At 66.6% G+C, this 22,558-nt stretch carries 19 protein-coding genes; 16 read left to right on the top strand and 3 right to left on the bottom strand.

The window, feature by feature from the left end:
• Window positions 1–137: 137 nt before the first annotated feature.
• The 4 genes from F467_RS0105460 (at window position 138) to F467_RS0105445 (ending at window position 4,020) form a co-directional block, all read left to right on the top strand.
• A complete protein-coding gene (locus F467_RS0105460) occupies window positions 138–440 on the top strand; it encodes a hypothetical protein (RefSeq protein WP_018138348.1) in 303 nt (100 codons plus the stop codon).
• A 147-nt stretch (window positions 441–587) separates the two neighbouring features.
• On the top strand, window positions 588–1,127 hold the full coding sequence (locus F467_RS0105455) for a YjbF family lipoprotein (RefSeq protein ID WP_018138349.1): 540 nt from the start codon (window positions 588–590) through the stop codon (window positions 1,125–1,127).
• Between the two features lie 38 nt (window positions 1,128–1,165).
• On the top strand, window positions 1,166–1,909 hold the full coding sequence (locus tag F467_RS0105450; protein WP_018138350.1) for a capsule biosynthesis GfcC family protein: 744 nt from the start codon (window positions 1,166–1,168) through the stop codon (window positions 1,907–1,909).
• Window positions 1,910–1,926: 17 nt separating this feature from the next.
• Entirely contained in the window at window positions 1,927–4,020 is a 2,094-nt protein-coding gene (locus F467_RS0105445) for a YjbH domain-containing protein (RefSeq protein ID WP_018138351.1), read from the top strand.
• A 488-nt stretch (window positions 4,021–4,508) separates the two neighbouring features.
• On the opposite strand, the gene F467_RS0105440 is transcribed toward F467_RS0105445, so the two are convergent.
• Genes F467_RS0105440 through F467_RS0105430 form a run of 3 tightly spaced genes read right to left on the bottom strand, consistent with a single transcriptional unit; the run spans window position 4,509 to window position 8,288 of the window.
• The gene (locus F467_RS0105440) at window positions 4,509–6,689 is read right to left on the bottom strand and encodes a polysaccharide biosynthesis tyrosine autokinase (protein ID WP_018138352.1); all 2,181 of its coding nucleotides are present in this window, start codon (window positions 6,687–6,689) and stop codon (window positions 4,509–4,511) included.
• Window positions 6,690–6,711: 22 nt separating this feature from the next.
• Window positions 6,712–7,155, bottom strand: a complete 444-nt coding sequence (locus F467_RS0105435; RefSeq protein WP_018138353.1) for a low molecular weight protein-tyrosine-phosphatase — start codon at window positions 7,153–7,155, stop codon at window positions 6,712–6,714.
• A gap of 2 nt (window positions 7,156–7,157) precedes the next feature.
• A complete protein-coding gene (locus F467_RS0105430; RefSeq protein ID WP_018138354.1) occupies window positions 7,158–8,288 on the bottom strand; it encodes a polysaccharide export protein in 1,131 nt (376 codons plus the stop codon).
• Between the two features lie 390 nt (window positions 8,289–8,678).
• On the opposite strand from F467_RS0105430, the gene F467_RS0105425 reads away from it, so the two are divergent.
• From F467_RS0105425 to F467_RS0105370, 12 genes are all read left to right on the top strand, one after another.
• On the top strand, window positions 8,679–9,704 hold the full coding sequence (locus F467_RS0105425) for an NAD-dependent epimerase (protein ID WP_018875225.1): 1,026 nt from the start codon (window positions 8,679–8,681) through the stop codon (window positions 9,702–9,704).
• Window positions 9,704–11,539, top strand: coding sequence for an ABC transporter ATP-binding protein (locus F467_RS0105420; protein ID WP_018138741.1), 1,836 nt, complete (start codon window positions 9,704–9,706; stop codon window positions 11,537–11,539). The genes F467_RS0105425 and F467_RS0105420 overlap by 1 nt, the downstream gene beginning before the upstream one ends.
• 34 nt (window positions 11,540–11,573) lie before the next feature.
• A complete protein-coding gene (locus F467_RS0105415; RefSeq protein ID WP_018138742.1) occupies window positions 11,574–12,659 on the top strand; it encodes a sugar-transfer associated ATP-grasp domain-containing protein in 1,086 nt (361 codons plus the stop codon).
• Between the two features lie 26 nt (window positions 12,660–12,685).
• Window positions 12,686–13,405, top strand: a complete 720-nt coding sequence (locus F467_RS0105410) for a hypothetical protein (RefSeq protein WP_018138743.1) — start codon at window positions 12,686–12,688, stop codon at window positions 13,403–13,405.
• Window positions 13,406–13,417: 12 nt separating this feature from the next.
• Entirely contained in the window at window positions 13,418–14,755 is a 1,338-nt protein-coding gene (locus tag F467_RS0105405) for a phenylacetate--CoA ligase family protein (RefSeq protein ID WP_018138744.1), read from the top strand.
• On the top strand, window positions 14,752–15,888 hold the full coding sequence (locus F467_RS0105400; protein WP_018138745.1) for a glycosyltransferase: 1,137 nt from the start codon (window positions 14,752–14,754) through the stop codon (window positions 15,886–15,888). The genes F467_RS0105405 and F467_RS0105400 overlap by 4 nt, the downstream gene beginning before the upstream one ends.
• Complete coding sequence (locus F467_RS0105395; RefSeq protein WP_018138746.1) at window positions 15,885–17,231, top strand: glycosyltransferase family 39 protein; 1,347 nt, start codon at window positions 15,885–15,887, stop codon at window positions 17,229–17,231. The genes F467_RS0105400 and F467_RS0105395 overlap by 4 nt, the downstream gene beginning before the upstream one ends.
• A 74-nt stretch (window positions 17,232–17,305) precedes the next feature.
• Complete coding sequence (locus tag F467_RS0105390) at window positions 17,306–18,595, top strand: nucleotide sugar dehydrogenase (RefSeq protein WP_018138747.1); 1,290 nt, start codon at window positions 17,306–17,308, stop codon at window positions 18,593–18,595.
• 183 nt (window positions 18,596–18,778) lie between these two features.
• Complete coding sequence (locus tag F467_RS0105385) at window positions 18,779–19,993, top strand: glycosyltransferase family 4 protein (RefSeq protein WP_018138748.1); 1,215 nt, start codon at window positions 18,779–18,781, stop codon at window positions 19,991–19,993.
• Window positions 19,990–20,640, top strand: a complete 651-nt coding sequence (locus F467_RS0105380) for a sugar transferase (protein ID WP_018138749.1) — start codon at window positions 19,990–19,992, stop codon at window positions 20,638–20,640. The genes F467_RS0105385 and F467_RS0105380 overlap by 4 nt, the downstream gene beginning before the upstream one ends.
• Entirely contained in the window at window positions 20,637–21,488 is an 852-nt protein-coding gene (locus tag F467_RS0105375; RefSeq protein WP_018138750.1) for an aldolase/citrate lyase family protein, read from the top strand. The genes F467_RS0105380 and F467_RS0105375 overlap by 4 nt, the downstream gene beginning before the upstream one ends.
• Window positions 21,479–22,447, top strand: coding sequence for a D-2-hydroxyacid dehydrogenase (locus F467_RS0105370; protein WP_018138751.1), 969 nt, complete (start codon window positions 21,479–21,481; stop codon window positions 22,445–22,447). Before F467_RS0105375 ends, F467_RS0105370 begins: the two co-directional genes overlap by 10 nt.
• The last annotated feature ends 111 nt before the right edge of the window (window positions 22,448–22,558 follow it).

Below are 22,558 nucleotides of genomic sequence, written 5' to 3'. Positions count from 1 at the left end.
CAAGCCGTTCAAAACACGTATGAGAAACCTCGTATTCATGTCTCAGAATCGCCCCCCTCCGCTGTCGCTTTCAGGCATCCCTTCCTAGACTGTCCTCCGGTACAAGACACCCCCCCGGTGAAGTGAGGAACGTGACCATGATCAAGAAGATATTCGCCACAGCCATTGTTGCCAGTGTGTTCGTAGCCGGCCCGGTGATGGCGCAGTCCGCCGGCGCGGGCGCCAGCGCCAGTGCCCCGCAGGGGAACCCCAGCTCGCCGGTCGCCGGTGGCACCCCCTCGGGTGGCATCTCCGCAGCCGCGCGTTCGGAACCGGGCGCGGTGTCGCGTATTGCGACCCGCTCCGGTCGCCTGGTGGGCCTGATTGCCTCCACCGGTACGACTCCGGGTACCGGTACCACCCCGGGCACGGGTACCACCCCCGCTACCGGCACTCGGTAACGAACGCCCATGCGAACCAATTCGCACTTCCTTCGCGAAGGCCGCCTCCGGGCGGCTTTCGCATGTCTGGGCCTTGGAGTTTTCGTGAGCCTGGTCACGGGCTGCGGTAGCGGGGGGCCCACGCCGCTGGGGGCATCCCTGCAAGGCATGGTCACGGGCGGGCCGGATGTGAGCTCCCGGGCAGAGGAGATCCCCTATGCGTCGCTCGCGGTTCGCACCGAACACCATCAGGGGTTGCTGATCCTTGGGGCCCTCTCCGACGAACACACCTTCTGGCCGAGTGCCGAGGGCCTTTCGCTGCAGCTGCGCGACGGGGGGCTGTTTGCCACGTCCGGTCTCGAACAGGACCTTCTGGGAACCCACCACCCCGATGCCGATGCCCCCCCCTGGCGCCAGGCAAGCCCCGCCACCTACCAGGTCGAACGGCATGTCCGCGCACCCTCCGGCGCCATTGTCCGCCATGTCGGCGAGGGCACCCTGGACTGCGGGACTCGCACATCGCGGGACCTCCCCCTCGTGACTCTGGAACTCGAGCGCTGCCGCGAGCGTATCGACTGGGAAGGTGCCGGAACGACTCGCGCCGATTTCTGGCGTGACCCCGAAACCCGCGATCTATGGGCATACGACGGCCAGGCCTGGCCGGATGGCCCCTCGATCGCCTGGCAGGTGGCTCGCCCCTGGTGGTAGCCCTCGCAGGAGGCATGATGCAACGCCATTTTCATCCCATGTGGCTGGCCGTGGGCTTGCTGGCCCTGGCCCCAACGGTGGGCTCGACCGACGACACGCCGGCCCCGCCCTCGCTCGCCGAAACCTGGGTGACCTGGCAGGAAGAACTGTCCGAACCCATCGACTGGGCCTACGGTTTCGCCCTGCGTAGCCGCGATGTACGCCCCATCGACCACGAACGCCGACGGCTCCTGGCCGAAATCGAACTGATCGGACAGACGATGGACATCGGCGGACGCCCCGAGGTGGCCCGGGCACTCGATTCCTGGAGCGAAACCGTCGACGCGATGGAGACGGCACCCAATGTACGCAGTGCCGAGCGCCTCGACCTGCCCTGGCTCCTGGCCAATCTGCGCCAAGCGCCCGACCCCACCGGCATGAAGCACATTGGCTACTGCACCCCGCCCGACTGGGTGGAGTTGTGGTCCCTGGATGGTGTGGACCGCCATGAATGGACCCCGGGGATGACCCTGCAGGACCTGCTCGCCAAGCCCTCGCGCACGGCGCTGCGCGGCACGGACACGGCCGCCGTGGTTTCGCCGGTCGGCGAGGTCCACGTATTCGGCGCCGCGCCCTGGAACCGTGAGGACACCGCGATCGCCCCCGGGACCCGGGTGATGACGCACCTCCATGTCCGTGACCTGGGGGGGTCGGTAGAGGGTGACCTGCTCAACCAGCGCCTACCCCGCTTTCTTGCGACCCGTTTGCCGGGCGACAACTGCACACTTCGGAAACTGCCATGAACGCTACACCTTTGCGCATGCGCCGCCGCAGCCTGGTGGTCGCCGTGCTCCTCGGCCTGGGCCTGCCCACGGCACAGGCCGAGGAATTCGGACTCGGCCAGGGCCAGCGGGATACCGGCGGGATCGGTCTGATGCAGACCCCCACGGCCCGCACCGGTGATGCCGGTCACTTCGCCGCCGGCTGGAACCGCACCTACCCCTACCGTCGCTGGAGCGTCTTCGTACAGCCGCTCGACTGGATGGAACTCGGCTTTCGCTATATACAGGTCGAGAACCGACCATATCTGGCCGCCGGCGATGACGACCGTTACAACATCGACAAAGGCGCGGACATCAAACTCCGCCTGGTCGAGGAGAGCCGCTATATCCCGGAAGTGGCCGTCGGTTTTCAGGACCTGGGCGGCACGACCCTGTTCGGTGGCGAGTACCTGGTTGCCAACAAGCGCTGGAACAACTTCGACTTCTCCCTGGGGATTGGCTGGGGTTACCTGGGCAATCACGGCGATATCGAATCACCGCTTGGCTGGATTGACGACAGCTTTGACGAACGCCCACGGTCCGCCGGGGGTGGTCAAGGCGGCGAGGTCGCCACGCACCAGATGTTCCGTGGCCCGGCGGCCCTGTTCGGGGGGGTCGAGTACCAGACGCCCTGGGACCGCCTGCTGCTTCAAGTCGAATACGAGGGCAACACCTATCAGCAAGAACCTCAGGACAACGCCCAGGAACAGGATTCCCGCTTTAATTTCGGCGCGCGGCTGAAACTGACCAACAGCATTGAGCTGCATACCGGCTGGCAGCGCGGCAATACCGCGATGGTGGGCCTCCATTTCACGACCAACCTGGCGCGGCTCTCGCAGCCCAAGGCCGACGACCCGGCCCCAGTCGACCCCGCCCATGTGGAGCGCCGCGACTGGGATGCGGTGGCCACGGACCTCAATACCAATGCCGGGATCTACGTGACCGAGATCCGCCAGGTCGGCGACACCATCGAGGTCACGGGCGAACCGGCCCGTTACCGCAACCTGAAGCAGTCCGAAGGGCGGGCCAACCGTCTGCTTGAGGCGCAGGCCGATGCCGGCATCCACACCTTCCAGTACCGCTGGCAGACACTGGGGCTCGACCTGCGCGAGAGCCTGCACGACCGGGAGGCCTTTGGCCGCGCACTGGCCTCCGCGGATCACGAGACCGACTACCGGCACAGCGTGCGGGTACGCGATATCGAACCTACGACGAACAATGATCGCGGCGAGGTCCTTTACGAGGCCGAACCCCGGCGCTTCGAATGGGGCGCAGGCCCCTCTCTGGAACAGAACTTTGGCGGCCCCGACGGCTATCTGTACCGGCTGTCCGCCTATCTCGATGCCAGCTATCACCTCGCCCAGGGCACCTGGATCTCGTCCATGCTCACGACAACCCTGGCCGACAACCTCGAGAACTACGAATACATCGCCGATTCCGAGTTGCCCCGCGTGCGCACCCACATCGGCGACTATCTCGCCGAGACCAGCGTAGGCATCTCCAACCTGCAGGCCACCCACACCAAGCGACTGGGCAAGAACTGGTACGCGATGGGCTACGGTGGCCTTCTGGAGATGATGTACGCGGGTGTCGGGGCCGAGGTCTTGTACCGGCCGTTCAACAGCCGCTGGGCCATCGGCGTCGATGCCAACTGGGTACGCCAGCGCGAGTTTAACCAGCAGTTCGGCCTGCGGGACTACGAGCAGGTGACCGGGCATGTGACCACCTACATCGACACCGGCGTGCAGGACATCCATGCACGGGTGAGCGTAGGCCGCTATCTGGCGGGCGACCTCGGGACCACCCTCGACTTCTCGCGCGAATTCGCCAATGGCGTGCGGGTCGGCGCCTGGTCGACCTTCACCGATGCTGGTGACGATTTCGGCGAAGGCAGCTTCGACAAGGGCCTGTACCTGTCGGTCCCCTACGACTCCTTCTTCTCCACCTCCAGCCGCAACCGGGCCAACATCGCCTGGCAGCCGCTGACCCGCGACGGTGGTGCGCGCCTGAACCGGCGTCATCAGCTGTTCGACATCACCGAAGAACGTCAGGTCGGCCGCTACTGGGACGAGCCCGACGCCACCTGGCGTTAATCCCCCGGTGTCCGGGGCGTCGCGCCCCGGACACCCCTTCCTTCCAGACACCCTGCGTGCCTGCACGCACCCGCGTCGCCTGCCCTTGTTCGCCTGCCAGATTCGACACAACCAGCCCCCCTCTGAATCGGGAAGCCCGCCACGGCCGCGCATCCCCAACCGGACCGCACGGCATCGTTCGCCCCCGGGTACACACCCGTTAGCTGGCTTTCGACTCTCCGCGCCGCGCAGGAAACCCACTGAAACCCGCCGGCAGACTGGGCACCCCAACGTCCGCTGGCCAGCAGCCAGTGCGGGCCGCCCGGGTCATTCGCCTGGCAATCGACTGAAAGACTGCACACGCGCAGCGGGGGTCACGCAGAACCGGCCAGGGCAAAGGCGTGGCCCATGGCTGGCGGCACCCGATCCGCGCCACAAAAAAGCCCCGGCATTTGCCGGGGCCAGGGGTGCGTCAGATGGGGCCACTGTTTAGCGGCCCCCCTGGACCACTACTTGTAGGAGTAGTGGTAATAGCCGTAGCCGTAGCTGGTCGAGGCCTTGTACTCGATCGAGTTCAGGATACAGCCACGCACATCGACCCCCGCCGCATCGAGACGGCGCCGTGCCGATTCGATCTCGCGCAGCGGGTTCAACTGGAAGCGCACCACCATCAAGGTGGTCGAGCACTGGCGTGCGACCACGGCCGCATCGGTGACCGCCAGGATCGGCGGCGTGTCGATCAGCACCAGGTCGTAATCCCGGCTGAGCTGTTCCAGCATGCGGCTGAAACGGTCGCTCATCAGCAACTCCGACGGGTTCGGTGGCGCGCTGCCACGGGCGATGTAGTCCAGCCCCTGGATGTCCGTGCGGCGCAGCACGCCTTCCAGGGATTCCTGGCCCGCCAGAAACTCCGAGAGTCCCCCGTCGCTGCGCTGACCGAAGGCGTGGTGTACATGCCCCTTGCGCAGATCGGCGTCGATGATCAGCACGCGCTGCCCCGCCTGGGCACAGACGGTCGCCAGGTTAACCGAGACAAAGCTCTTGCCCACATTCGGACTCGGACCGGTAATCACCAGGCGGTTGTTTTCGGCCTCCAGCATCGCGAAATGCAGGCTGCTGCGCAGGCCACGCAGTGCCTCGATTGAATCGTCGGCCGGATCGATCGAGGCCAGCACGCCCCCCGGGACATCGTAGCCGCGCGGCTGGTTGCTCCGTTTCACGCGGCGCAGCAGGTTCTCCTGCGCCCTGGAACGCGGCACGCTGGCATACACCGGCAGGTCGATCGCCTCGATTTCCTCCTGCGATTCCACCCCGCGGTTGAACATCCCGCGCACCAGCACCAGCGCGATCGCCAGGCCACCACCAAATACCGTGGACAGCATCACGATCAGGTTGCGCTGCGGTTCGACCGCGGACAGCCCCGCCTGGGCGTCGTCCAGGATGCGGACATTGCCCACCGTGCTGGCGCGGGCGATATCCATCTCCTGCATGCGATTGAGCAGCTGGACGTAGATGTCCTGGTTGACCTCCACATCCCGGTTGAGACGCAGGATCTGCTGCTGGGTCTCCGGCAGCGCGCTGACCTCCTGGTTCAGCCGGTTGCGCTCCTCCTGCAGCTTCTGGCGTTTGTCGATCAGGGCCGCATAGGTCGGATGGCTGGCCGTGTACCGCCGGGAGATCTCGGCCTCCTCGAACTCCAGCTCGTTGAGCTGACGTTCCAGGTTGACCAGGCGGTCGAGCACGGCACGGGTCTCCTGCGAGAGATCCACGCTGTCGCGCTCCGTGCGGTACTCGTTCAGCGCATCCTCGGCGGTTTGCAGCTGATCGCGCACATCCGGGACCTTCTCCTCGAGGAACTCGAGGCTCTTCTCGGCCTCGGCGGCCTTGCGCTGAACATTCTGCGTCAGATAGATCTGGCTGATGGTGTTCAGGATGCGCTGGGCGTGCTGCGGGTCCGGATCGGTCAGGGTCAGGCTGAACACGCCACTCTCGCGGCCCTGCTGCCCCACCTCGAACTGCCCACGCAGGCTGTTGATCGCCGCCAGGCGCGAACGCCGCTGGATATCAAAACGCGCACCCGGCCCCGCATCCATTTCGGCCACACGCAGGCGCACGTCACCCTCGAAGAACTCCACGTCCTCGCCGATACGCCCCTCGCCCAGTTCGTGATCCCCGTTGATCAGGCGATAACGATCGTCATCCAGGACCTCCAGCGTAAAGGTGCGCCCCTCGTAGGCTCGGGCCACCTGGAACTCGCCCACGTTGATCGACTCGCCCGCCCAGACACTGGACTGAGCAAAGGCGGGGCGCTCCATGCCCCGGCGAACGAGGTAATCGCCCACCACCGGCATACGGTGCGGGCGTACCACCAGATCCAGTGCCTCCTGATCGACCGTGCGCCCGAGGACCATGCGTGAACGCAGGATCTGCAGCTCGGCCTCGACGCGCGGCTCCTGCCCCAGCATCTCGCGCACACTGGACAACGGGCTGCTGAAGCGTCCCATGTCCTCCACCTGCACCAGTGCATCGGCGCGGTAGATCGGGGTGGACACCGTGGCGTATACCGCGCCCGCAATGGCAAACAGTGCCGTTATGAAAATGATCAGCCACTTGTGGTCCAGCAACTGGCCGAGCAGTCGGCCAATATCCAGTTCGCCTTCCGGCACCCCGGGGGAATGGTTCTTTGTCATCGGGACTTACCTGTGTCGGAGATCATCGGTTCAGCCGCCGTGCCCAGGCATCGGCAGCCTCCACGAGTAGGGCATGAGCCTGCGCAAAGACCTCGGGGCTCTTGCCATAGGGATCGGGAATATCTCGGCCCCGGCCGCCTTCCAGCCAGTGACCAAATCGCATCGTCTTGCCGAGCACTTCGGGGTGGCGCCCGCCGACGGCCTGGCGCTGGCCCTCGCTCATCACCAGTACCAGATCGGCGTGATGCAGCCAGTCCGCCTCGATCTGGCGGGCCTTGTGCGCCGTAACGTCCAGACCGTCGGCCTCGGCCAGGCGCCGTGCCTCGGGGTGGACGCCCTCCCCGACCACCGCCCCAAGGCCCGCGGATTCCACCGAGCGATCGGGCAGGCGCTCGCGCAGCAGTGCCTCGCCCACGGGACTGCGGCAGATATTGCCGGTACAAACCACCAGAATCCGGTTAAACATGGCTAGAAGTCATCCGACAGGCGACGCACGTCGCGCGTGGTACGGGAGGATTGATAAACGGCACTGACCGTGGGCAGCAGCTGGCTGATCACGCGATTCCAGCGGCCCAGCGACGTCGTTGTCACATACACGATGTCCAGCGGCTCCAGCTCGAACTCGGCTCCCAGCATCAGCGCTGCGGAATTGCGCGCATCCAGCTGGTAGACGGTCGCAAGCTTGTCGCTCTCCGGTGGCGCACGGCGGATCACGAAGATGCCGCTGGCGTCCGCCCGGTTCTCGTTAAACCCTCCGGCCTGGCTGAGCGCATCCATCAGTGTCAGCTGACCGCGGCCCAGGGGCAGCCGTTGCGGGTCGCCCACTTCGCCCATCACGTAGACCTGCTGGCCGGCGGTATCCGGGACATGCAGCACGTCGCCGTCACGCAGGAGCCGGTTTTGCGACATGTCGCCATAGCGCAGCATGTCGTAGAGCGAGATGACGATCTCCTCGCCTTCCCGCGTGAGGATCACCTCGTGCCAGTTGGCATCGTCGGAAAGCCCACCCGAGTGATGGATCGCATCCAGCACCGTCAGCGGGACATTGGTCACCGGCTGCACACCGGGCTCGCGTACCGAGCCCGTCACCTGGACCTTCTGCGAGTTGAAGGCCGCCACTCGCACCTCGACCTGGGGCTCGTTCACGAAGGTGGCGAGATCGCGCGCAATACGGTCGCGCACCTGCGACACCGTGTACCCCTCGACTTCCACGCGCCCGATATAGGGGTAAAAGATCGTGCCGTCCGGGTGCACGGTATTCCCCGACTCCACGGCCGATCGCTCGCTCCCGGCGGGGATGGTCAACTCGGGGTGCTCGTACACGATGACCGCCAGCACGTCGCCGCGACCGATGCGGTAGTCGTATTCAGCGACGTCCTGTGCCATCTCGTCGCTTACACGGCGAAGGTCCGGCGGGACCGAGCGAGTCTCCTGGGCTCGGATCAGGCCAAAGGTTATGGGCTCGATATCGACCAGGTCCTCCACCGGGGCACTGGAGGTGCGCTCGGCAATGTGCCCGCCAGGGGCCCAGGCACACCCACCCAATGTCACCAGCAGGATCAGTAACAGGACCCAGCGTACGGGGGGAATCACGTTCATGGATCTTCCTCTTTTGCGCATGGCCGCAACGCCCCTGGCGCCCACGGCCGCGTCGTCACCTTGCGATTCATCCTGGCGAGCCCCACCGGGTCCGCCTCAAGCGGGCCGACCATGTCATGAATGGGCCGGATCGTCGTCGAACTGGCGCAAAATATCGGCAGCCAACCCCTTGCGGGCAATGCCGCGATCCGAAACTTACGGGGCTGGTCACAGCTTCGACGGATCGACCTCACGTTTCCCGGAACCGGCGTTGCGGGGCCATTCCGGCCGATGCTTGAATCCATCGCGTTCACCCCATGAACGAGTGACCCGGACCCTCGTCACAACGCCCCTGGGCAAGCGAAACGTCCGGACACACCGGTCCCATCCATCCGACAAGGAAGAGGCGACATGAAAGTCTTGATCACCGGCGCGGCAGGTTTTATCGGCTCCCATCTGGCCCTGCGCCTGCTGGAGCGTGGCGACACCGTGATCGGTGTCGACGACATGAACGACTACTACGACCCGAGCCTGAAGCGGGCCCGGCTGGACCGCATCCGCGCCCTGCCGGCATCCCGCCAGCGCTTCGTGTTCGAACACGAAGACATCGCCGACCGCGCGGCGATGGAGCGGGTGTTTCGCGAGCATCGCCCGGAGCGGGTGGTCAACCTGGCGGCTCAGGCCGGGGTGCGCTACTCGCTGGAAAACCCGGCGGCCTATGTCGACACCAACCTGGTCGGCTTCGGCAATATCCTGGAGGGCTGCCGGCACAACGGTGTGGAGCACCTGGTCTACGCCAGCTCCAGCTCCGTCTACGGCGCCAACACCACGATGCCGTTCTCGGTGCACGACAACGTCGACCACCCGCTGAGCCTCTACGCGGCGAGCAAGAAGGCCAACGAGCTGATGGCGCATACCTATGCGCATCTGTACCAGCTCCCGGTGACGGGCCTGCGCTTCTTTACCGTCTACGGCCCCTGGGGCCGGCCGGACATGGCGCTGTTCCTGTTCACGAAGAAGATCCTGGCGGGCGAGCCGATCGACGTCTTCAACTACGGCCACCACCGCCGTGACTTCACCTACATCGACGACATCGTCGAGGGCGTGATCCGCACGCTGGATCGTCCGGCGCAGCCCAACCTCGACTGGACCGGCGCCGAGCCCGACTCGGCCACCAGTGCGGCACCCTACCGGCTGTACAACATCGGGGCCCATCGCCCGGTGGAGCTGATGCACTACATCGAGGTGCTGGAGGACTGCCTGGGCTGCAAGGCGGAGAAGAATCTCCTGCCGCTGCAGCCGGGCGACGTGCCGGACACCTACGCCGACGTCGAGGCGCTGCGCGCCGACACCGGCTATGAACCCACCACCTCGGTCGAGGAGGGCGTCGCCCGCTTCGTCGAGTGGTACCTGGGGTATTACCGGGCGGCCGCCTGATGGGGGTCTACCGCAAGACGCTGCAGCTGCTCACCCCGGCGGAAAAGCGCCGGGGTGGGCTCGTGCTGGGGCTGATGATGATCATGGCGGTACTGGAGACCGCCGGGGTCGCATCGATCATGCCGTTCCTGTCCGTATTGGGTAACCCGGAGCTGGTCAACACCAACCCCGTACTGAACCAGCTCTATAGGGGGCTGGGATTCAACTCGGTGGATCAGTTCATCTTCGCCCTGGGTGCGGCGGCCTTCGCGCTGATCCTGTTCTCGGCGGTATTCCGCACGCTCACGCACTACGCGATGAACCGCTTCATCGAGATGCGCCGTCACAGCCTTGGCAAGCGTCTGCTGGAGACCTACCTGCGCCAGCCGTATGCGTTCTTCCTGAACCGTCATAGCGGCGACATGGCCAAGAGCATCCTGTCCGAGGTCGACCAGCTGGTGCTGAACGTCTTCCGTCCCGGGATCACGATGATCGCCTACCTGGTCGTAACCATCGCCATCGTGGCACTGCTGATCGTTGTGGATCCGTGGCTCGCGCTGGGGGTCGCGGTCGTGATCGGTGGGGTATACGGGACGATCTTCGTGTTCGTGCGCGGCCTGCTCGGGCGCATCGGCCGTGATCGCTCGCTCGCCAACAAGGAACGCTTCACGGCCGCCGGCGAGGCCCTCGGCGGCATCAAGGACATCAAGCTGCTGGGTCGCGAACACGCATACCTGTCGCGCTTCGATGCTCCCTCCAAGCGCCAGGCCCGGCACCAGGCGACCAACCAGACCATCTCCCAGGTCCCCAAATTCCTGATCGAGGCGATCGGCTTCGGCGGCATCATCGGGCTCACCCTGATCCTGCTGCATACCCAGGGCGGCACCGGTACGGATGCGCTGGGCGAGATCCTGCCGATCCTCGGGCTGTACGCCTTTGCCGGCTACCGCCTGCTGCCGGCCGCGCAGCACATCTACGCGGGCCTGGCGAAGCTTCGCTTCGGCGCCGCCGCCGTGGAAAGCGTGACCGAGGACCTGCGCGAACGCGAGGCCCTGGCGGAACTGCATCGCCGGGCCCCCCAGCCGCTCGTCCCGCGCAAGACCATCGCGCTCAAGGGCATCGACTTTACCTATCCGGGCGGCCACCGCCCCGCGCTGCAGTCCATCAACCTGGAGATCCCGGTCGGTACATCGGTCGGGATCATCGGCACCACCGGCTCCGGCAAGACCACGCTGGTCGATGTCCTGCTGGGCCTGTTGCGCCCGACCGAGGGCGCCATCTCGGTGGATGGCCAGCCGGTCACGGATGCCAACCTGCGCGCCTGGCAGCAGTCCCTGGGCTACGTCCCCCAGGACATCTTCCTGACCGACTCGACCGTGGCCGAGAACATCGCCTTGGGGATTCCCGCCGCGCAGATCGACCACGATCGCGTCGAGCGCTGCGCGCGCATGGCACAGGTGCATGACTTCATCGTTCAGGACATGCCGGAGCAGTACGCCACGATGGTGGGCGAGCGTGGCGTGCGCCTGTCCGGGGGCCAGCGCCAGCGCATCGGGATCGCCCGCGCCCTCTACCACGACCCCGACGTCCTGGTGTTCGACGAGGCCACCAGTGCCCTGGACACCGCAACCGAACGCGCCGTGATGGAGGCGATCGAGTCCCTGTCACGCAGCAAGACCATCATCCTGATCGCGCACCGCCTGAGTACCGTGCGCGCCTGCGATCAGGTCGCCCACCTGGAACGGGGATCGTTCGCCTCCGTTGGCCGCTTCGACGAGCTGGTCACTCACACCGAGGCAGATAACCCCCAGGTCCAGTCCGTCCCCGGCCCCGCGGCCTCCGGCACCCATGGCTGAACCCGCCATGCCGACACCACACGAGGAGTTGCCCGTGACGCACGTTCAATCCCAGCCGCTGCAGATCAAGAACAGCGGCCGCATCGCCCGCACCATTGCGCGCGCGGTCTATCTGCGCCACCTGCAAAAGTCGCGCAAGATCGCCATCCAGTGGCGCGAGAAGCTGATCCGCGCCCACGGCGAGTCCGCGGTCACGCGCCCGGTCCTGCAGCGGATCAAGCGCTATGCGACCGACACCTACGGGAGCGAGTCCTGGTGGCCGTGGCTGGCCGCCTACACCGAGGTGCGGCGCGAGTTTGTCGAGGGATGGATCGGCGACGACTACTACACCGAGTCCCTGAACCCGCTCTGGAACCGGCAGGACATCCGCCGCCTGAGCGGGCTCAAGACCATGGATTCGCGCCTGTTCCCGGACAGCGTCGTGCCCCCGGTCTTCGTGCGCGTGGGCGGCCAGTACCTGGATGCCCAGGGGACGCCGGAACCACTGGAAACCGCCCTCTCCCGACTCGAGTCCGGCAAGAGCTATGTGATCAAGCCCGACGAGGGTCGCCAGGGCCTCGGCGTGACCTTCACCGCCGCCGAACAGGTGGCCGAGGAACTCGGCAAGGTCCCCGGAAACTGCATCGTACAGCCCCTGATCGAGCAGCATCCGGATATCGCGCGGATCAACGCCAGCTCGGTCAATACGCTGCGGGTTCTGACCTTCCTCGATCCGGAATCCGGCGAGCTGCGCATCCTGAACCATTTCCTCCGCCTGGGCCGCGAGGGGCAGCGCACCGACAACGTCTCCACCGGTGGTTACTTCGTCGGTGTCGATGGCGAGGGCTGGCTGGACGGCCATCTGCGCGACCCGGTCTGCGTCAGCATCGGCTCGGTCCACCCGGACAGCGGCGTGGACGTGAAGGACTGCCGGATCCCCAACTTCGGGGCGGTACGCGAGCTGTGCCTGAACGCCCATCGCCGCATCCCCTATCTGCGCTTCATTGGCTGGGACGTCTGCATTCAGGCCAACAGCGAGCCCGTAATCCTCGAGTGGAATGCGGAGCAGGTGGCCTGGTCGCGCAACGAGTCCTGCTTCGGACCCTTGCTGCCCTCGGTCCCGCGCGGCTATCCGCGTTGATCCGCCACTGCCATCAGGAGAACGACATGAACACGATCAAACTGCTGTGGACCGGTGGCTGGGACTCCAGCTACCGCCTGCTGGACCTGGCGCTTTATCGCAACCGCAAGGTGCAGCCAATCTACGTGCTGGACCCGCGCCGGAAATCCTATGTGTACGAGCTCCGGGCCATGGCCAATATCCGCGCGGGCATCGAGGCGCGGGCGGAGGCCCGCGGGCGCGTAGCGCCGGTTCGTGTCTATCTGCGCAGCGACATCCTCGAGGACCCGAACATCACCGAGCTCTACCAGCGCCTGGCGAGCGAGGTGCATGTGGGTACCCAGTACGACTGGCTCGCCCGCCTGTGCGAACAGGAAGTCCTGCGCGACCTGGAACTGTCGCTCACCGGCCACGAGGCCGGCACCGAGTTGCAGGAACGTCTGTTCCGCAACCCGCAGTACGGGGACTTCCGCTTCCGCGAGGACGACTTCGCCTGGGAGCTGTTCCAGTACTACCGCTTCCCGTTGCTGTCGGTGACGAAGGAGGCGATGAAGTACGACGCCGAGGCCAAGGGCTTCCTGCCGCTGCTCGAACAGTCGTGGTTCTGTCATTCGCCGATCCTCGGACAGCCCTGTGGTCACTGCCAGCCCTGCCGCTTCTCGCGCGAGTCGCGACGCACGATCCAGTACTCGCGTCTGGGTCCGTTCCTGGAGCTGGCCCGCCGGGCGCGCTCCAGCCTGCGCTCGACGCGCACCGCCAGCGCCTGAGGCACAACCGTCATGTCCCTGGCCTTTGGTGCCCTCCTCCCCTGGCTCTCCGGCCCGCGCGAATATGCCGCGCTGCGCCGGGCCGAGCGGCTGTCCCTGCCCGCCCTGCAGCGCCTGCAGGCCGAGCGGATCGCAAGCCTGCTGGTACACGCGCGCGACGACGTGCCGTACTACCGCGAAATCCTGCCAGATGCGGACACCATCGCCGCCGATCCGCTGGCCACGCTGCTGTCGCTGCCCATCCTCGACAAGGACACCATCCGTCGCGAAGGCGAGCGCCTGTGCGCACAGCAACCCCGCCCCGGGCTGCGGCGCAACACCTCGGGGGGCTCCACCGGCGAGCCCGCCACGTTCTACCAGGACACCGCCTATCGCCGCTGGGGTCGCGCCACCAAGGCCCTGTTCGACGGCTGGACCGGCTACCGCCCGGGTCAGCCCAAGGCCGTGCTGTGGGCGGCTTCGCGCGACCTGACCGCACCCCGGGGCACCCGCCGCCTCGCCGAACGCCTGAAGAATCGCACCCTGCTGAACGCCTACCGCATGGATCCGGAGACGATGGACGCGCACCTCGAGCAGCTGCGCGCCGCACCGCCCAGACAGTTGCAGATCTACGCGGAGAGTGGCCACGAACTCGCCCGGCACGCCCTGCGCCGGGGGGTCCGTGTGCCGGGTATCGGCAGTGTCCTGAGCTCGGCCGGCACCCTCTTTCCCGATATGCGCGAGACCATCGAGAAGGCATTCGATGCCCCCGTGTTCAACCGCTACGGCTCGCGCGAGGTTGGGGACATCGCCTGCGAATGCGAGCACCACCGCGGGCTGCACGTGAATCCGCTGACCCAGTACCTGGAGATCCTCGACGACGACGGCCGTCCGACGCCACCCGGAACCCCCGGGCGGGTCGTGGTCACCTCGCTGACGAACCACAGCATGCCCCTGTTGCGCTATGCAATCGGCGACCTGGCCAGCTGGTCCGGCCAGACCTGCGATTGCGGCCGGGAATGGCCGCTGCTGGAGGGGGTATGGGGACGCGTGACCGACCACATCCGCGGCGCCAACGGTGCCGTCGTGTTCGGCGGGTGGCTGCGCCAGTTGCTGTACCCGGAAGACTGGATCGGACAGTACCAGTGGGTCCAGCACGCGGCAGATCATATCCGCCTGCGCCTGATCCCCATCGACCGTGCCCCGCAGGGAGAACGCGAACAGCGCCTGCAGGCACGTCTGGCGCCCGAGATCCGCGAGCAACTCGGCGCGGGCACACGCCTGGATATTGATCGTGTAAACGAGATCCCGCCATCGCCCAGCGGCAAGCACCTGCATGTGATCAGCGAGTTGCAGGAGAACCGGCAGTGAAGATCCTGCACGTGATCAACGGGCTCGGCCAGGGCGGCGCGGAGCGCCAGCTGGGCAACCTGCTGCACGCGGCACCGGACGCCGGCGCCGTGTTCGCGCTCAAGGAGCCCGGCGTGATGGCCGGCGACATCCGCGCGCAGGGCATCCCGGTCTATACCGGACGACTGCGCAACCCGCTCTCCACGGGGTGGATTGTCGCCCTGCGCCGCGCGCTGGCCGCCTATCAGCCCGATGGCGTGATGGGCTGGATGTACCACGGCAATCTGGCGGCCTCGCTGACCCGACGCCTCGGGCATCAGGGACCGGTGTTCTGGAACGTGCGCCACTCGGTGCATGACCTGGCGCACGAGAAACGCGGGACCCGCTGGGTGATCCGCAGCGGCGCCTGGCTGTCGCGGTATCCGACCCGCATCGTCTACAACAGCGCAACCGCGGCCGCCCAGCACGAGGCACTGGGATTCTCCGCGGATCGCCGCATGGTCCTGCCCAACGGCTTTGATCTGGCGCGCTTCCATCCGGCACCGGACGCCGCCCCCGGGCTGCGCACCCAACTGGGTATTGGCGCGGATACCTGGCTGCTGGGCATGGTCGGACGCGCTCACCCGATGAAGAACCATGCCGGACTGGTGGCCGCGCTGGCGCATCTGGTCCGGGGTGGAGCCGACGTTCACTGCGTAATGGTAGGCACCGGGGTATCCGCGGATGACAACCCGCTGGACCGGGCCATCCGCGAACACGGAATGGACCGGCATGTCACGCTGCTGCCGCCCACCCCCGAACCCGAGGCCCTCTACCCGGGCCTGGACCTGCTAGTGCTGCCCTCGCGCTGGGGCGAAGGCTTCCCCAATGTCGTGGGCGAGGCCATGGCCTGCGGCAGACCAGCCGTGGTAACGGATATCGGTGATGCCGCCCGCGTGGTCGGGTCCACCGGCTTTGTCGCCACAAGCCCCGAGCCGCTGGATCTGGCCGACGCCATTGCCCGGGCCATCGGCCAGGGCCGTGAACGCCTGCGCGAACTGGGCGACGAGGCGCGCGCACGCATGGAATCGCATTACGCCCTCGAGGCCGTGGCCGCGCACTACCAGACCCTGTTCCAGGATGCGATGGTCGATACCGCGCCCGTCTCGCCATGAGCTACACCTCGATCCCGTTCACGACGATGGAGCTGCTCCTGTCGGCCAGCTTCCTGATGGTGGTGCTGGTCGCCGTGCTGTGGACCGGGGCAAGACGCGAGGGCTATCTGTGGCCGCTGTTGGCGGCCCTGCTGGCCCGCATCGGGGCGGCGCTGGTACAGCGCTTCCTGTTTCCCCTGCCTCAGGGTGGAGCCGATGCGATCAGCTTCGAGCGCCGGGCCTGGTTCTGGGCCCAGAGTGGCTGCGGCAATCTCGGCGACCACTTCAGCATGGGCAGCTCGTACCTGCACAGCTGGCTGATCGCGAACGTCTACGCATGTGCCGACCGCGCCCCCCTGGCCTTCCAGGCCGTGAACATCGCCCTGGGCATGCTGACGGTCTATCTGATTGCGCGCATCGCCGAGCAGCTCTGGGACCGCCAGGCCGCCGTGCGTGCGGCCTGGATCGCTGCTTTGTTCCCGATCCTGATCGTGAACGCGGCCGTGCCACTACGCGAGGTCTGGTTTACTGCCTTCTTCCTGCTGGGCGTGCTCTGGCTGGTGCGCTGGGTTCAGAGTCAGCGCACCGGTTTCCTGGTGGCTGCCGTCGGGGTACTGCTGGGCGCGGCGGTCGTGCACGGCGCGGCAGTCTTTGCGATCGCGGGCATCGCGGTCGTGCTGGTCGGCTGGTCGATCAAGGAATTCCTGCGCGCATCGGATCTGGGGCATATGCGTCCCGGGCTGATGCTCGGCGGCATGCTGCTCGGCACGGCCGGGGTCCTCGGATTCGTGGTGATGGACGACATGCGCTTCTCGTCGATCGGGCAACTGGGCGACGTGATGGAACAGACCGAGACGCTGGACCAGCGGGCCGAGCGCAGCGCCCGCGGCGGGGCCGCCTACCCGTCCTTTTTGATCCCGTCCAATGACCTCCAGGCACTGGTCCTGACACCAATCCGGGTGGGCTATTTGCTGTTCGGTCCCCCGCTGTGGGAAGTGCGCTCGCCCGTGCATCTGATCGGCATGGTGGAGGGTCTGTTCTATCTGACACTGGTCCTGCTGCTGGCGGTGTATCGCCGCCACTGGTGGCATCGCTCGGATTTTCGCGTGCTGGTCGTCGTGTTCATCGTCCTGGCGATCATCTTCGCCTGGGGCACCAGTAACTTCGGGACCGCCGCCCGTCACCGGGCCAAGTTCCTCGGGATCCTGATTGCCCTGGCGGCGGGCCTGGCCGGGCGCCGCCTGTGGCGCTGGGAACGACTGCGACGCCTTGGCGCCAGTCGCTCGTCAGCCCCGAACAGCACCACGGATCCACCGGAGATTTCCGGCGCGGAACTGCCGCAACCACGGCGTGCCGCGCCCTGATCGGCCGCGCGCGACTCGCGCGCACCCGCCCCGCTCCCGGGGCCATTACCAACATTCACACAGGAGATTGGAAGATGGCGGAATTTGCGGCACCGGACGCCCCGCGTCTGGCCATAATTGGTCTGGGTTATGTCGGCCTGCCTCTGGCAGCCGAGTTCGGACGGGTCCTGCCCACACTGGGCTTCGATATCGATACGGGCCGCGTCGAGGAACTGCGCGGGGGACACGACCGCACACGCGAGGTTTCCCGTGAGGAACTCGCCGCCGCCGAGCATCTGGAACTGACCGCCGATCTGGAGCGACTGCAGGACTGCAACGTGTTCATCGTGACGGTCCCCACACCGATCGATGCCCACCGGCGCCCGGACCTGGGCCCGCTACTGGCGGCCAGCCGCACGGTGGGTCGTGCCCTGAAGCCAGGGGACGTGGTGATCTACGAGTCCACCGTCTACCCCGGCGCGACCGAGGAAGACTGCGCCCCGGTGCTGGCCCGCGAATCCGGCCTGGAGCTGAACCGGGATTTCTTCCTCGGCTACAGCCCGGAGCGGGTCAACCCCGGCGACAAGGAGCATCGCATCCCCGATATCGTCAAGGTCACGTCCGGCTCGACCCCCGAGGTCGCGACCTTCGTCAACGCGCTGTACGCCCGCATCATCCGTGCCGGCACCCATCCGGCCCCCAGCATTCGCGTGGCCGAGGCGGCCAAGGTGATCGAGAACACCCAGCGCGACGTGAATATCGCGCTGATCAACGAACTCGCAATGCTGTTCGAGCGACTCGATCTCGATACCGAGGCCGTGCTGGCCGCGGCCGGGACCAAGTGGAACTTCCTGCCGTTTCGGCCCGGTCTGGTGGGCGGGCACTGCATTGGCGTCGACCCGTACTACCTGACGCACAAGGCACAGGCCGCCAACTACCACCCGGAGATGATCCTTGCCGGACGCCGTACCAATGACGGCATGGGCGGCTACATCGCGGATCGCACGATCAAGGCCATGATCCGCAAGGGGTTCCCGGTCGTAGGCTCGCGCGTCCTGGTGATGGGGCTCGCGTTCAAGGAGAACTGCCCGGATCTGCGCAATACGCGCGTGGTCGACATCATCCATGACCTGCACGGCTACAACGCCGAGGTCGATGTCTGGGACCCCTGGGTGGATACCGCCGAGGCCCGTCACGAGTATGGACTGGACCTGCTGACCGAGTCGCCGAAGCAGGGCGCGTACGATGCCATCATCCTTGCGGTCCCGCACCACGAGTTCGTCGAACTTGGGGCCCAGGGCCTGCAGAGGTTCGGACGCGAGCGCGCGGTGGTCTTCGACGTGAAATCCGTACTCCCGCCCGAGGCGAGTGACCTGCGTCTATAAACCGGCCATCCCCCCTGAGCCGGTCTGCCTTTTCGGGGTGTCTCGCACACTTTGAGCACCCCGAAGCATGGCGATAAATCATTGTCCTGTTTACCTTTTGCACCTATGCACAAGGACTTCCGAGAGGCCTCTCCAGCATAGGCGGAGACCACCCGGCACCCCTCGGGAACAGGAGCAAAAGACATGCAGAACACCGAGCACCGCAGGATGGCCACCACCCTGCGTGGGGACCACCCCCATACAGAACGGGCCGCACGGGAAAGCGAGTCGCGGGAACACAGCGGTATCGATCTCCTGATCGTGGCGGCCAATGCCCGGTCGCTGATCGCCAACCGCGGGGACCTGATCCGCGAGATCCGCCGCCGCGGCCAAACGGTGGCCGCTGCCGTCCCGCGCAAGGACTACCTGCCCGAAGTCGAGGAGCTGGGCATCCCGATCTACCCGTTCGACCTGGGCCGTACCGGTGTGAACCCGATTGAAGACCTGCGCACGACCTTCGCCCTGACCCAACTGATGCGCCGCCTGCGGCCGGAGGCCGTGTTCAGCTATACCGTGAAGCCCGTGGTGTACGGTTCTCTGGCCGCCCGCTGGGCCGGGGTCCCGCGGGTCTACGCGATGATTACCGGTCTCGGGCATGCCTTTACCACCGAGTCCTGGCGCACGCGCATCCTGCGCACGATCAGTTCCGGCCTGTATCGCCAGGCCCTGGCCCGCTGCGATCGCGTGTTCTTCCAGAACCCGGATGACCTCCAGGATTTCCTCGATCGAGGTGTGCTGCCGGATACCGAGCGGGTCGTCCGCATTAACGGCTCCGGGGTGGACGTGGACCGCTTCGCCCAGCATCCCCTTCCCAAAGGCGACCCGCTGTTCCTGTTTGTCGGCCGGCTGCTCACCGAGAAGGGCATCCTCGAGTTCGTGGAGGCCGCGCGCCAGGTTCACACGCAACACCCCAATGCCCGCTTCGTGGTGGTCGGCCCCCATAACCCGGACCTTCCGCACACGATCTCGGCGGAGCAGGTCGAGTCCTGGAAGCGCGAAGGCATCGTCGAGTTCGTCGGCGGCGTGGCCGATGTTCGACCCTGGCTCCAGAAGGCCTCCGCGTTCGTCCTGCCCTCCTACCGCGAAGGCACCCCGCGTTCGGTGCTGGAGGCGATGAGCGTGGGCCGCCCGATCATCACCACCGATGCCCCGGGCTGCCGCGAGACCGTCGTCGACGGCGAGAACGGCCTCCTCGTCCCGCCCCGGACCTCCGCGCCCCTGGCGGATGCCATGCAGAGGCTCCTCGACCACCCTGAGCTGCTGCCCCGCATGGCCCGGGCCTCGCGCGATCGGGTGGAGGCAAAGTACGAGGTGGGGCAGGTCAACCGCGTCATTCTTCGAACGATGGAGCTCGCATGAACGCCACCCTCAAACGCCTGTTCGACATCCTGTCCAGCATGGCGGTGCTGCTCGTGCTGGCCCCGTTGCTGCTGCTGATCGCCATTGCGATTCGCCTCGACAGCTCCGGGCCGACCCTCTTTCGTCAGCGACGCATCGGCTTCAACGGACAGCCGTTTCGGGTACTGAAGTTCCGCACCATGGTGGATCGCGATCCGGACGCGATCGACCAGCACCAGGAACAGGTGGTCAGCACCGGGGTCGACCCGCGCATTACCCGCGTAGGGCGCTGGCTGCGGGCGACCAGTCTCGACGAACTGCCGCAGCTGTGGAACATCCTGCGCGGCGACATGAGCGTGGTCGGTCCCCGCCCGATCCTGCCGGAACAGGTAGAGGTCGTGCCCCCCTCCTACGCCTCCCGGTTTTCGGTGCGTCCCGGCCTGACCGGACTGGCCCAGGTCCGCGGTCGCCGCACGCTGGGCTGGATCCAGCAGCTCGAGGCCGACACCGAATACGCCGCGCAGCACAACCTGCTGTACGACCTGGGGCTCATCATCAAGACGGTCTACGTCGTCCTGACCGGTCAGGGGATCTACGGCGAGGCCGGGATCAACTGGCGTACCTATCGCGATTCGTTGCGTAACCGACAGCAAGGGAACATGGAATGACTTCCACCCTGAAACACATGTTCATTACGGCCTCCGCCGATGTGGCCCGGCAGGCCGAGGCAGCGGGGATCGCACGGATCTTTGTCGACATGGAGACCCGCGGGAAGGCCGAACGCCAGGGCCATCTGGATACCCACAAGGCGCGCCACACGCTCGACGATGTCCGGCGCATCTCCAGCGTGCTCACGAGCGCAGAGCTGATGGTCCGCATCAATCCGCCGGCACCACAAACGCCCTCCGAGGTCCGTCAGGCGATCGAGGCCGGCGCCGACCGGCTGATGCTGCCGATGTTCACCCGCATCGACGAGGTGCAGCATTTTCTCGACGCCGTCGGCGGACAGGTGCCGGTGACCCTGCTGGTCGAGACCCCGCAGGCCCTGATCCGACTGCCGTCCTACCTGCCCCTGCTCGGGCCACAGGACCAGATTCATATCGGCCTGAACGATCTCAGCCTGGCGTCCGGGCTCGATTTCCTGTTCGAACCGCTGGCCGGCGGCATGCTGGAGGTGCCGGCCGCCCTGTGCCGCGAGGCGGGCATCGCGTTCGGGTTCGGGGGTGTCGGCGCGGTGGGCAAGGGCGAGGTCCCGGCCGAGTCCATCCTGGGCGAACACGTGCGCCTTGGGTCCGAATGGGTCATCCTTTCGCGCGCCTTCCGCGAGGTGGTCAGCCAGGAAGACCCGGCCACCGGGACGGCGCGCCTGCGCGGCGAGCTGGAGCGGCTACAGGCCGCGGAACAGCAGTTTCGCGCAGCCCCCGCGGAAGCACTGCTGGAGAACCGCGACGAGGTCCGCAGCCGCATCTTCCGGCTGGCCGCCCGCATGCACAACCGGAGCCGTGCATGCGCCTGAGCCACACCCTGTTCCTGCAGAAACCGGAGGTTCTGGAGAAGCAGCAGGACACGATCGAGGCCCGCCTGCAGCAGGCGTTGCCCGGCACCACGCTGACCTTCGCCGGCCAGCCCGAGGCCATACCCGAGGGGCTTGAGGTCGATGCCGTGATCGCCCCCACCCTGCCCTGGCTGCCCGACGCCCTGGACCGCCTGTCGCGCTATGGCTGGGTGCACTTTCTGTCCGCCGGGGTCGAGAAGATCTGGGACATGCCATTCCCCAAGGATGGCCTGCTGATGACCAAGAGCAGTGGCGTCCACGGCGCCCCGATGAGCGAGTATGCGATCGGGGCCATGCTCTATTTCGCCAAGCACTTCGACCGCTTCAACGCACAAAGCCGCGAGAAGCGCTGGGAGCGCTGCTGGCTCGGGGAGCTGACCGGGCGCACCGCCATGGTGCTTGGCATGGGGCATATCGGTACCCAGGTGGCGCGCCGGGCCCGGGCGTTCGACATGCGCGTGATCGGTGTCCAGCGCAACCCGCGCCCCCATGACTGCGCCGACGAGGTCATTGCCCTGGATAGCGTGGAGGACCGCCTGCCGGAGGTGGACGACCTGATCGTATGCCTGCCGCTCACCCGGGACACCCGGCACCGGATCGGCGAAGCCCAGTTCCAGCGGCTCCAGCCGGGCGCCGTGCTGGTGGACATCTCCCGCGGCGGGGTTGTGGATCAGCAGGCGCTGACCCGGGCGCTGGATGCCGGACACCTGCGCGGTGCGGCGGTGGATGTCTTCGAGCAGCAGCCTCTTCCCGCCCAGTCACCGCTGTGGAACCGGGAGAACGTCCTCGTCACACCCCATGTCTCGGGCACCTCGCCGCACTATATGGAACGTGCGCTGGAGATCTTCATCCGCAATGCCCGCGCGATGGCGCAAGGCGAGCCCCCGGTGACCCCGGTCGACCCGGTCGCTGGTTACTAGGTCGGCGGTTACCAGCTCGACGGTTACCAGCCAAGCGCTGGAGTCCCATCTCCCCTTCCCCCACAATGCGCGGCATCCGGCCCGGGGCGGCATCAATCCGATTGCCCGCCC

The organism is Thioalkalivibrio sp. ALJ12 (assembly GCF_000378305.1).
Taxonomy (GTDB): domain Bacteria; phylum Pseudomonadota; class Gammaproteobacteria; order Ectothiorhodospirales; family Ectothiorhodospiraceae; genus Thioalkalivibrio.
The sequence above is the reverse complement of the archived record's forward strand: the minus strand, read 5'-3'. Positions and strand labels throughout refer to the sequence as shown.

What these genes read in the sequence shown, in the direction of transcription:
- F467_RS0105450 (WP_018138350.1), top strand. Translation starts at nt 1,166, where the DNA reads ATGTGGCTGGCCGTGGGCTTGCTGGCCCTGGCCCCAACGGTGGGCTCG.
- F467_RS0105460 (WP_018138348.1), top strand. Translation starts at nt 138, where the DNA reads ATGATCAAGAAGATATTCGCCACAGCCATTGTTGCCAGTGTGTTCGTA.
- F467_RS0105455 (WP_018138349.1), top strand. Translation starts at nt 588, where the DNA reads ATGGTCACGGGCGGGCCGGATGTGAGCTCCCGGGCAGAGGAGATCCCC.
- F467_RS0105370 (WP_018138751.1), top strand. Translation starts at nt 21,479, where the DNA reads ATGCGCCTGAGCCACACCCTGTTCCTGCAGAAACCGGAGGTTCTGGAG.
- F467_RS0105430 (WP_018138354.1), bottom strand. Translation starts at nt 8,288, where the DNA reads ATGAACGTGATTCCCCCCGTACGCTGGGTCCTGTTACTGATCCTGCTG.
- F467_RS0105445 (WP_018138351.1), top strand. Translation starts at nt 1,927, where the DNA reads ATGCGCCGCCGCAGCCTGGTGGTCGCCGTGCTCCTCGGCCTGGGCCTG.
- F467_RS0105425 (WP_018875225.1), top strand. Translation starts at nt 8,679, where the DNA reads ATGAAAGTCTTGATCACCGGCGCGGCAGGTTTTATCGGCTCCCATCTG.
- F467_RS0105390 (WP_018138747.1), top strand. Translation starts at nt 17,306, where the DNA reads ATGGCGGAATTTGCGGCACCGGACGCCCCGCGTCTGGCCATAATTGGT.
- F467_RS0105435 (WP_018138353.1), bottom strand. Translation starts at nt 7,155, where the DNA reads ATGTTTAACCGGATTCTGGTGGTTTGTACCGGCAATATCTGCCGCAGT.
- F467_RS0105410 (WP_018138743.1), top strand. Translation starts at nt 12,686, where the DNA reads ATGAACACGATCAAACTGCTGTGGACCGGTGGCTGGGACTCCAGCTAC.
- F467_RS0105380 (WP_018138749.1), top strand. Translation starts at nt 19,990, where the DNA reads ATGAACGCCACCCTCAAACGCCTGTTCGACATCCTGTCCAGCATGGCG.
- F467_RS0105440 (WP_018138352.1), bottom strand. Translation starts at nt 6,689, where the DNA reads ATGACAAAGAACCATTCCCCCGGGGTGCCGGAAGGCGAACTGGATATT.
- F467_RS0105395 (WP_018138746.1), top strand. Translation starts at nt 15,885, where the DNA reads ATGAGCTACACCTCGATCCCGTTCACGACGATGGAGCTGCTCCTGTCG.
- F467_RS0105420 (WP_018138741.1), top strand. Translation starts at nt 9,704, where the DNA reads ATGGGGGTCTACCGCAAGACGCTGCAGCTGCTCACCCCGGCGGAAAAG.
- F467_RS0105405 (WP_018138744.1), top strand. Translation starts at nt 13,418, where the DNA reads ATGTCCCTGGCCTTTGGTGCCCTCCTCCCCTGGCTCTCCGGCCCGCGC.
- F467_RS0105385 (WP_018138748.1), top strand. Translation starts at nt 18,779, where the DNA reads ATGCAGAACACCGAGCACCGCAGGATGGCCACCACCCTGCGTGGGGAC.
- F467_RS0105375 (WP_018138750.1), top strand. Translation starts at nt 20,637, where the DNA reads ATGACTTCCACCCTGAAACACATGTTCATTACGGCCTCCGCCGATGTG.